This is a genomic window from Cupriavidus sp. HPC(L) (genome assembly GCF_000307735.3).
Taxonomy (GTDB): domain Bacteria; phylum Pseudomonadota; class Gammaproteobacteria; order Burkholderiales; family Burkholderiaceae; genus Cupriavidus.
On the sequence record NZ_AMPR02000172.1, the window covers coordinates 1 to 6,453 of the forward strand.

Genomic DNA, 6,453 nt, shown 5'->3' on the forward strand with positions numbered 1-6,453 from the left:
GGCGGCCGCCGATGCCGCGCTGGCGTCCAAGGGGCTGGCGCGGCAACGCGAGCTGTATGGCGCCGGCATCGTCGCGGAGAAGGACCTGGAGCAGGCCCAGGCCGAAGCCGCGCGCGCCAGTGCCGAACTGCAGCGCGCGCAGGCGGCGCTGCGGCAGGTCGGCGGCGAACTGGGCAAGCCGGGGAGCGTGGGCGTTGGCGCGCCGGATCGCTTCGCGCTGCGCGCGCCGATCTCCGGCCTGGTGGTCGAACGCAACCTGAACCCCGGCATGCAGCTGCGGCCGGACCAGCCGCCTGCCGCGCCGTTGTTCCTGCTGACCGACCCGTCCGATCTGTGGGCGCAGCTCGATGCGGCCGAGGCGGATCTGGCGCTGTTCCGCCCGGGCGGCAGCGTGACGCTGACTTCGGCCGCCTATCCGGGCGAGTCCTTCCCCGCCAAGGTGGTCAAGATCGCCGACTATGTCGATCCGGCCGCGCGCAGCATCAAGGTCCGTCTGTCGGTGCCGAACGCCCAGCGCAAGCTGAAGGCCGAAATGTTCGTCACCGCGCGGATCGAGGCGGCGGGCTTCGACGGCATCGCGGTGCCGGCCCGCGCTGTGTTCCTCGCCGACAACCATCACTATGTGTTCGTGCGCGCCGATGCGCATCGCTTCGAGCGGCACGAGGTCAAGGTGGGCGCGAGCCTGCCGGGCCTCACCGAGGTGGTGTCGGGGCTCGAGCCCGGCATGCAGGTGGTGACCGAAGGCAATCTCTATCTGCAGGACATCCTGCGCGATGCCAGCGCGGCGCAGGCCGCGCTGCGCCAGCAAGCTCGATGAGGCCGGCCGCGTCATGATCTCCCGCATCGTCCATTTCGCGCTGCACCAGAAGCTGTTCGTCTGGATGGGGCTGGCGCTGTTCGTCGCCGGCGGCCTGGCGGCCTTCAAGAACCTGCCGATCGAGGCCTTTCCCGATGTCTCGGACGTGCAGGTCAACGTGATCACGCTGTATCCGGGCCGCGCGGCCGAAGAGGTCGAGCGCCAGGTCACGATCCCGATCGAGACCGCGCTGGCCGGCACGCCCAATTCGGTGCGGGTGTTCTCGCACACGCAGTTCGGCCTGTCCTATCTGATGGTGACCTTCAACGACAAGGCCACCGATGTCACCGCGCGCCAGCAGGTGATCGAGCGCCTGCGCGGCGTCGATCTGCCCGACGGCGTGCAGCCCGACCTGGCCCCGCTGTCGACCGCGATCGGCGAGATCTACCGCTTCCGCCTGAAGGGCAAGGGCCATACACCGCAGGAGCTGCGCACGCTGCAGGACTGGGTGGTCGAGAAGAACCTGCGCCAGGTGCCCGGCGTCGCGGACCTGGTGACGATCGGCGGCACCATCAAGCAGTACGAGGTCAACCCGAACCTGGCGCGCATGCGCGACGCACATGTCTCGCTGGCGCAGCTGTTCGAGGCGCTGCAGCGCGGCAACTCGAACGCCGGCGGCGGCGCGGTCGCGCAAGGGCGGCAGCAGTTCCTGCTGCGCTCGCTGGGGAGCTTCCGCAGCTCGGCCGATATCGCCAACGTGGTCGTGTCCGAGGTCAACGGCACGCCGATCCTCGTCAAGGACATCGCCGAAGTGCGCGTCGGCGCCGCGCCGCGGCAGGGCCTGATGGCGCAGGACGACGAAGAGGACATCGTCTCCGGCATCGTGGTGATGCGCAAGGGCGAGAATCCCTCCGAGGTGCTGACGGCGCTGAAGGCGAAGATCGCGCAGCTCAACGAGCAGATCCTGCCGCGCGGCGTCGAGATCGTGCCGTACTACGACCGTGCCGACCTGATCGACAAGACGCTGCACACGGTGTTCGGCAACCTGGTCGAGGGCGCGCTGCTGGTGATGGCGGTGCTGTACCTGTTCCTGGCCAACGTCCGTGCCGCGGCGATCGTTGCGCTGGTGATTCCGCTGGCGCTGCTGTCGACGTTCCTCGGCCTGACCTGGGTCGGCATTCCGGCCAACCTGCTGTCGCTGGGGGCGATGGACTTCGGCATCATCGTCGACGGCGCGGTGATCGTGGTCGAGAACATCTTCAAGCGCCTCGGTGAGCTGAAGGAGCTGAAGATCCGCGACAGCCGCGCGCGGCTGCAGGCGATCGCGCGCGCCGTCACCGAGGTGGGCCGGCCCACGGTGTTCTCGATGGTGATCATCATCGCCGCGCACCTGCCGATCTTCACGCTGCAGCGCCACGAAGGAAAGATCTTCGCGCCGATGGCGTACACGGTGACGGGCGCGCTGGTCGGCTCGCTGATCGTGTCGCTGACGCTGGTGCCGCTGCTGTGCTACCTGCTGCTGAAGAAGGACATCGCGCACCACGACAACGCGGTGGTGCGGCTGTGCAAGCGCGCCTATGCGCCGATGCTGGCATGGGCGCTGGACCACAAGCGGGCGGTGGTGGCCAGCGCGGTGGCGCTGCTGATCGTCACCGCCGGCGTCGGCAAGCTGCTCGGCAGCGAGTTCCTGCCCGAGCTCGACGAGGGCGCGATGTGGGTCAGCTTCGACCTGCCGGCCTCGGTATCGACCGACGAGGCGCGCGAGCAGGCGGCGCGGCTGCGCCGGACGATCCGGCAGACGCCCGAGGTCAAGTCGACCATCTCGAAGGTCGGCCGGCCGGACGACGGCACCGATCCGAAGCTGATCAATACGGTCGAGATCCTGGTCGACCTGAAGCCCGAAGCGCAGTGGCGGCGCGGCTTCGACAAGCGGCGCATCATCGGCGAGATCAACGCGAACCTGCGCAAGCTGCCCGGCATCGAGCCGAACTTCTCGCAGCCGGTGCGCGACAACATCCTCGAGAGCATCTCGCAGATCAAGGGCCAGATCGTCATCAAGGTGCAGAGCGACAGCCTGGAACAGAACAAGCGCGTCGCCGACCAGATCCTGGCCAACGTGCAGACCGTCCCGGGCGTGATGCGCGCCTTCATCGACCGCGACGGCGAGCTGCCGCAGTATCTGCTCGACTTCGACCGGGCCCAGGCGGCGCGCTACGGCATCAATGTGGCCGACGTGCAGGACCTGATGGAGACCGCGCTGGCCGGCAAGGCGGCCACCGAGCTGTGGGAGGGCGAGAAGCACTTCAGCGTGGTGGTACGGCTGGCGCCCGGCGAACGCGCGCTGCCGAACCTGCCGAACATCCTGATGCAGACCGCCGAGGGGGCGCAGGTGCCGCTGTCGCAGCTGGTGCATTTCCATGCGGCGTCCGGTGCGATGAACATCAGCCGCGAGAACGGGCAGCGCACCACATCGATCGGCGTGTTCATCCATGACCGCGACATGGGCAGCGTGGTCAAGGACATGCAGGCGCTGGTGGCGAAGAACGTGCGCGCCGACGACGTCAAGATCGGCTGGTCCGGCGAGTTCGAGAACCAGCAGCGCGCGATGGCGCGGCTGTCGATCGTCGTGCCGCTGTCGGTGCTGCTGATCTTCCTGCTGCTGTTCCAGGCATTCAAGTCGTTCAAGAGCGCGACGCTGATCCTGTCGAACATCCCCTTCGCGCTGGTGGGCGGCGTGTTCGCGCTGTTCCTGACCGGCATTCCGCTGTCGGTGTCGGCGGCGATCGGCTTTATCGCGCTGTTCGGCCAGGCGGTGCTCAATGGCGTGGTGATGGTGACCTACTTCAACCAGCTGCGCGAGCAGGGGCTGCCGCTGCGCCAGGCGGTGCTGGCCGGGTCGATGGACCGCCTGAGGACCGTGCTGATGACCGCGCTGCTGGCGATGCTGGGCCTGTTCCCGATGGCGGTCTCGCGGGCGATCGGCTCGGAGACGCAGCGGCCGCTGGCGATCGTGATCATCGGCGGGCTGATTACCGCGACCGTGCTGACGCTGATCGTGTTGCCGACGCTGTACGAATGGATGGTTGGCCGCAGTTGGCCGGATGAGGCGGCGGAGGAGGAGGGGGAAGCCGTGGAGGTTCGGCGGGATGACGCGGCGGTGGTTTGAACGGTCGTTGTAACACCACCTCCCTCTCCCCAACCCTCTCCCCCGTGAGGGGGAGAGGGAGAACCCCTTGAGCATGTCGAACGCCCGCGGTCTGCTCCCCTCTCCCGTTTGCGGGAGCGGGGCGGGGAAGAGGGAGAACTCCTCGAGCGTGTCGAATCCCTGCGGTCTGCTCCCCTCTCCCGCTCGCGGGAGAGGGGCGGGGGAGAGGACAAACAACGCCCGTTATCCCTCGGCCCCCGCAACGTCCCTCACTACGCCGGCCCGCAGCATCTGCGCGATCTGCTTTTCGCCATACCCGCATTCCGCCAGCAACGCCCGTGTATCCTCCCCCAGCCGCGGCGAAGGCCGCACGTACCGCGCCGGCGTCTCCGACAGCTTGATCGGCAGCCCGATGCTCTTTACGGGCCCGGCCTCGGGATGCTGCTGCTCGACCACCATCTCGCGCGCCAGCGTCTGTGGATGCGACAGCGCCTCGCCGATCGAATGCACCGGTCCGGCCGGCACGCCCGCGGCGTCGAACGCCGCCAGCCATTCGGCCGACGGCTTCGTGCGCAGGATCTCGGCCATCGCGGGCAGCAAGGTGTCGCGGTGGCGCATGCGGTCCGAGTTCAGCCGATAGCGCGGATCGGTCAGCCACTCGGGCCGGCCCAGCACCTGCGCGATGCGTTCCCAGTTCTTCTCGTTGGCGCCCCCGACGATGATGTGGCCGTCCTGGGTCGGAAAGGCCTGGTACGGTGTCGCCAGCACATGCGCCGAGCCGCTCGGGCCCGGCGACTCGCCGGTGGCGAAATGGATCGCCGCATGCCAGTACAGCTGCTGCAATCCGGCCTCGATCAGCGAGGTCTCGACGATCTGGCCGCGTCCGGTCTTCTGCTTGTGCTGATAGGCGGCCAGGATGCCGACCGCCGCCAGGATGCCGGCATTGATATCGGCGATCGAGTTGCCGGTGCGCAGCGGCGGACCGCCTTCCTCGCCGGTGATGCTCATCAGCCCGGTATAGCCCTGCGCGATCAGGTCGAAGCCGCCCTTGTCGGCGGCCGGGCCGGTGCGGCCATAGCCCGAGATCGCGCAATAGATCAGGCCGGGATTGATCTCCGACAGCACGTCGTAGCCGAGCCCGAGTTTTTCGAGCGTGCCCTTGCGAAAGTTCTCGATCAGCACGTCGGCGTCGCGCGCCATCCGCAGCAGCACCTCCTTGCCCTCGGGCGTCTTCAGGTCGAGCGCGATCGCGCGCTTGTTGCGGTTCAGCATCAGGAAGGGCGCCGACACGCCGTTGATGCGTGGATCGCGATAGCCGCGCGCATCGTCGCCGCCGTCGGTCTTCTCGATCTTGATGACGTCGGCGCCGAGGTCGGCCAGCATCATGCCGCAGGTCGGGCCGGCCATGATCTGGGCCAGCTCGAGCACGCGCATGCCGGAGAGGGCGCCGGCCTGCGCAGTGCGTTCGGATTGCATGGGGGATGCCATCGCTGTCCTTTCGATATGGATGCCGCTCAGCGGCCGTGGAACTCGGGCGTCTGCTTGGCGAGGAAGGCGCGATAGCCGGTGCGGAAGTCCTCGGTATCGAAGCAGTCGAACGCCTCGTCGCGCTCGCGCTCGCCCAGCGGTGTGCCGGCCACCAGCTGGCGCGCGAACTTCTTGTGCCAGCGTGCGACCAGCGGCGCGCCGCTGGCAATGCGCTGCGCGGTCGCGGCCGCCTCGGCGGCGACCTGGTCGTCGGGCACCACGCGCGAGACCAGCCCCATGCCATGGGCCTCGTCGGCGCCGACGATCCTGCCTTCGAACAGCAGCTCGAGGGTGCGCGACTCGCCGATCAGCCGGATCAGCGGCGCCATCTCGGCATGGGCCATCACCAGCCCGAGGTTCTTGATCGGCGCGCCGAAGCGGCTGCCCTGGCCGCAGATGCGGATGTCGGCCATCGCCGCGATCTCCAGTCCGCCGCCGACGCAGATGCCGTGGATCTGCGCGACCACCGGATGCCGGCAGTCCTGCAGCGCCCGCGCGGTGGCATGCATCACCTTGCCGTAGGCGGTGGCCTGCGCCTTGTTCGAGCGCGCCTGGTCGAACTCGCCGATATCGTTGCCCGGCGAAAAGGCCCGCTCGCCGGCGCCGCGCACGATCACGCAGCGCACGCCGTCGTCGGCGGACAGCGCGCGGAAGGCCTCACCCAGCTGCTGCCACATCGACAGCGTCATCGCGTTGAGCTTGGCCGGGCGATTGAGCACGACGGTGGCAATTGGGCCGTCACGGAGCGTCAGCACCGGGCTGTCGTCGGTATTGCCCCGCTGCGAGTCTGGGTGGGGGTCGGGAGAAGCGGAAGCGGGCATCACGGTCATCGAAGGCGCTCCTGGCGGGGTTGGCTGACGGCCCGGCAATATGACGTCTTGCCGCACCGTTGATTTGGTATACCATATCCCAAATCAACGCCTTCACAAAGGATGCATCGCCCATGGTTTACCCGGTAAACGAACGGGAAGACGCCCCCGCAACG

The 6,453-nt window shown here is 68.3% G+C and carries 4 protein-coding genes; 2 read left to right on the forward strand and 2 right to left on the reverse strand.

The genetic code is table 11. The features are described from left to right. Both B551_RS11600 and B551_RS11605 read left to right on the forward strand, forming a co-directional pair. A partial coding sequence (locus B551_RS11600; RefSeq protein WP_023264135.1) for an efflux RND transporter periplasmic adaptor subunit occupies window positions 1-817 on the forward strand: 817 nt, incomplete at its 5' end. A gap of 13 nt (window positions 818-830) precedes the next feature. Next, window positions 831-3,962, forward strand: coding sequence for an efflux RND transporter permease subunit (locus tag B551_RS11605; RefSeq protein WP_043439035.1), 3,132 nt, complete (start codon window positions 831-833; stop codon window positions 3,960-3,962). A 222-nt stretch (window positions 3,963-4,184) separates the two neighbouring features. Here the strand turns inward: B551_RS11605 and B551_RS11610 are convergent, their stop codons facing one another. After that, window positions 4,185-5,417 (reverse strand): CaiB/BaiF CoA-transferase family protein, encoded by a 1,233-nt coding sequence (locus tag B551_RS11610; protein WP_006579362.1) that lies wholly within the window; start codon window positions 5,415-5,417, stop codon window positions 4,185-4,187. A gap of 38 nt (window positions 5,418-5,455) precedes the next feature. After that, window positions 5,456-6,298: an enoyl-CoA hydratase/isomerase family protein gene (locus tag B551_RS11615; protein WP_006579363.1), complete on the reverse strand. Its 843-nt coding sequence runs from the start codon at window positions 6,296-6,298 to the stop codon at window positions 5,456-5,458. Window positions 6,299-6,453 lie beyond the last annotated feature (155 nt).